This is a genomic window from Streptomyces sp. ID05-39B (assembly GCF_033794725.1).
GTDB classification, from domain to species: Bacteria; Actinomycetota; Actinomycetes; order Streptomycetales; family Streptomycetaceae; genus Streptomyces; species Streptomyces bobili.
Genome location: NZ_JARGEF010000439.1, coordinates 1 through 3,047, shown reverse-complemented (window position 1 = coordinate 3,047; position 3,047 = coordinate 1). Strand labels below are relative to the sequence as shown.

The following is a 3,047-nucleotide window of genomic DNA, read 5'->3' as shown; positions in this document are numbered from 1 at the left end:
ACAGCCACACCCCCGCGCACCGCCCCCGCTCACTCCTCGCCTCACTCCTCGCCTCACTCCTCGCCTCACTCCTCGCCTCACTCCTCGGCGATCCGCCCGGCGTAGATGTCGACCGACGCCGGCAGCCGTACGTCGACGGGGGCGCCGAAGTCGTAGAGCAGCGTCGTCGAGGCGACCGCGACGGCCTCCTTCTCCCGGCCGTTGACGAAGCTGAACCGGTGCCGGACCTTGCGGATGCGTCCCTCGTCGTCGAGGTAGACGTCGAACGGGACCCGGGCCGTGGCGAACCCTTTCGCCGCCGCGGCCAGCGCCTCACGGCCGCCCACCGAGGCACCCTTCGCGGCCACGGCCAGGTCGGCGGTGCCGCGGAAGTGCCGCACCTCGGTCCCCGCCAGCTCGGTCCGGCCCACATAGGTCGCGGTGCGCGTCCCGCGCAGCACCTCCGCGGCGGCGTACGGATCGGTGGCACCGCCGGTCACCAGGTTCCCGTCGGACAGCGTCGCCGTGTCCACCCGCACCCATTTGTCGGCGGGCACGCCCGCGCCCCGGTTCTTCATGAACAGCGCGCCGGGCGCGAGGAGTTCGACGATGGGCCGGTGCTCGGTGGTCCCGGCCGGATCCTGCGGGAGCACCACCTTCAGCTGCCCGAGCTGCCGGCGGTAGTCGTAGACACCCTCGCCGCGGATCGTCACGCGGGTCCCGCCGGTGGCCATCTCCATCGACGTCCGGGCCTTCGAACTGCCCGCCGTCACCAGCGCGTCGGCCGCCCGGCGGAGCGTCTCGACGGGGTCGGCGGCCCGGTCGTCCTCGGCCGCGTCCCCGGGTCCCCCGCATCCGGCGGCTCCCGCACAGACCCCGGCCACCAGACCCGCGACGACCGCCGTTCCCCACCGTCGTTGCTGCCGCTGAGCCATCGCCTGTCTCCCCCAGCCGGTTCGTCCGTGACGGGCGCCCTGTCGTTCCCGATAACGACGGGTGGGTGGCCCCCGTCACGCGTGACGGCGAAGGCTTGCGGTGGTCATACGAGTCCTTTGTGCCGGGGCTGGGTACGGTTACTCCGTGACTCAGCAGGACCGTGCGGCCTCCTCCCCCGGCGACGGGGCAGCCCACACCACCACGACCGTCGAACACGGCCCGTTCTGTCTGGCCCGCTGCACCTGCGGCTGGCGCGGCCCGGCACGCAGGGCGAGAAGCCTGGCCAGAGCGGACGCCGCGGGCCACACCCACGACTGACGCCGTCCGTTCCCCCGCCACGGGAACCCCCGGGCCGATGGCCCCGTCTCGCTCCATGAAGCCGACGGAAGGCACAGGACGGAAGGCACAGGGCGGTCACACATGCAACGGCGTACGTTCATCGCAGGCGGCACGGCCGCCGTCGCGGCAGTCGCGACGGCCGCATGCCGGTCGGACAGCACCAGCGGCCCTCCCACCGCCTCCGCGACCGCGGACGGCAAGCTCCCGCTGCGGACCACGAGCGCCGCAGCCGCCGCGGACTGGGCCGCCCTCGGCCGCTCCCTCGACGGTCCCCTGATCCGCCCCGGCGACGCCTCCTGGACGGCGGCCCGGCAGCTGTACAACACCCGCTTCGACACCCTCCGCCCGGCCGCGGTCGCCTACGTCGCCCACCCCGACGACATCCGTACGGCCCTGGAGTACGCCCGCGCCCACGGCACCAAGGTCGCCATCCGCAACGGCGGCCACTCCTACGGCGGCTGGTCCTCGGGCGACGGCCGGCTGATCCTCGACGTCTCCCGGCTGAACCGGGTCCGCGCCGGCGGCACCAGCGCCGTCGTCGGCGCCGGCGCCAAACTGATCGACGTCTACCGCGCACTCGCCGCCAAGGGCGTGACGATCCCGGCCGGCTCCTGCCCGACGGTCGGCGTCTCCGGCCTGGTCCTGGGCGGCGGCCACGGCGTGGTCTCCCGGGCATACGGCCTGACCTGCGACAGCCTCACCCGGGCGACCATCGTCACCGCGGACGGCAAGCAGCTCACCGTCGACGCCACCCACCACCAGGACCTGTTCTGGGCGCTGCGCGGAGCCGGCAACGGCACCTTCGGCGTCGTCACGGAACTCCACTTCACCACCCACCCCGCCCCGCAGGCGGTGACCGGCCACCTCTCCTGGCCCTGGTCCAAGGCCGCGGCCGTGGTGAGGGCCTGGCAGGAATGGGGCCCCTCCCAGCCGGACGAGATCTGGTCCGCCCTCCACCTGGCAAGCACACCCGGCGGCACCCCGAAGATCTCCGTCTCCGCCTTCAGCATCGGCACCTACGGCCGGCTCCAGAACGCCGTCGACCGCCTCGCGGACCGCGTGGGCGCCTCCGCAACGAGCGTGTCACTGCGCCGCCGCTCCTACGAGGACGCCATGGAGATCTACGCCGGCTGCTCGTCCTTCGCCACCGACGCCCAGTGCCATCTCCCCGGCCCGACCCCCGGCCGCTCCCCGCGAGGCGCCCTGGCCCGCGAGACGTACGCCGCCCGCTCCGACTTCTTCGACCGCTCGCTCTCGACGGCCGGCATCCAGACCCTGCTCCAGCAGATGAGGACCGTCCGCGGCGGCTCGGGCAGCATCGCGCTCACCGCCCTCGGCGGCGCGATCAACCGCGTCTCCCCCACGGCCACGGCCTTCGTCCACCGCCGCTCCCGGATGCTGGCCCAGTACCTCGTGTCCTGGCGCGCGGGCACGACGGGCACGACAGCCCAGTCCTGGCTGACCACGACCCACCACTCGATGGCCCCCCACGCCTCGGGCGCCGCCTACCAGAACTACGCCGATCCCACGCTCGCCACCTGGAAGAAGGCGTACTACGGCCCGGCCGTCCCCCAGCTGACCCGGCTGAAACACCAGTACGACCCCAAGAACTTCTTCACGTACGCCCAGTCCTTGTGAGCCCGCCGCAGCCACCCGCCACCCGCCACCGCCGGCACCGGGCTGGGCGACCCGCCTCACCCCACGGCCACGCGAACGCCTACGCGGCCAGATCCCGTTCCTCCACGGAAGCCTCCACCCGCGCCCCCGGCACCACGGCATCCGCTCCGCCCACC

Annotated in this window: 3 protein-coding genes; 2 read left to right on the top strand and 1 reads right to left on the bottom strand. The window is 73.7% G+C overall.

What is annotated here, in order from left to right; translation table 11 throughout:
• Positions 1-77: 77 nt before the first annotated feature.
• The gene (locus tag P1P75_RS40765) at positions 78-914 is read right to left on the bottom strand and encodes a hypothetical protein (RefSeq protein ID WP_319264881.1); all 837 of its coding nucleotides are present in this window, start codon (positions 912-914) and stop codon (positions 78-80) included.
• Positions 915-1,059: 145 nt separating this feature from the next.
• Here P1P75_RS40765 and P1P75_RS40760 point away from each other — a divergent pair, with 145 nt between their 5' ends.
• Positions 1,060-1,233 (top strand): hypothetical protein, encoded by a 174-nt coding sequence (locus tag P1P75_RS40760; RefSeq protein WP_167534903.1) that lies wholly within the window; start codon positions 1,060-1,062, stop codon positions 1,231-1,233.
• A 102-nt stretch (positions 1,234-1,335) separates the two neighbouring features.
• Positions 1,336-2,892, top strand: coding sequence for an FAD-binding oxidoreductase (locus P1P75_RS40755; protein ID WP_319264878.1), 1,557 nt, complete (start codon positions 1,336-1,338; stop codon positions 2,890-2,892).
• The last annotated feature ends 155 nt before the right edge of the window (positions 2,893-3,047 follow it).

Coding starts and splice junctions, on each gene's coding strand:
- P1P75_RS40765 (WP_319264881.1), bottom strand. CDS start 914: ATGGCTCAGCGGCAGCAACGACGGTGGGGAACGGCGGTCGTCGCGGGT.
- P1P75_RS40755 (WP_319264878.1), top strand. CDS start 1,336: ATGCAACGGCGTACGTTCATCGCAGGCGGCACGGCCGCCGTCGCGGCA.